The organism is Pseudomonas sp. MWU13-2100, assembly GCF_023242365.1.
Classification (GTDB): Bacteria; Pseudomonadota; Gammaproteobacteria; order Pseudomonadales; family Pseudomonadaceae; genus Aquipseudomonas.
This window is the reverse complement of the sequence record NZ_JALLIX010000166.1, coordinates 1-367: the sequence shown is the minus strand read 5'-3', so window position 1 is coordinate 367 and position 367 is coordinate 1. Positions and strand designations below refer to the sequence as shown.

General features: G+C 59.9%; 1 pseudogene. It reads left to right on the top strand.

The features are described 5' to 3' along the window. Positions 1-367, top strand: a pseudogene (locus M5B99_RS29865) (hypothetical protein); the annotation flags it as partial.

Genomic DNA, 367 nt, shown 5'->3' with positions numbered 1-367 from the left:
CGTGCATTTCGGCTCGTTGCAAGGCGCGCGCGAACCGCTGAACCCGGGTCAGGTGGTGGTGCTCGATCAGCCCGTGCCGATCAAGGCGGGTGATTTGATCGGCCATATCGGCTGCTATCAAAAATGCTATGCGGAACAACCGGAAAGGAAGCTGCACCTGGAAGTGTTCAGTGGCGAGGGCGTGGACGACTTCATCGAAGCCAGCCGTGCCTGGGCAGAGCGCCTGCCGGCCACTGACAAGACCTGGCTGAAACTGGCCAAGGGCACTGTCGTGGTGCCCCATCGAGAGCATTACAGTGCCACTACACGGCCCATTTTAAGTGACGACAGCCCCCTCAGTGGTGCCGACCTCCTAATCCCCAAAAGT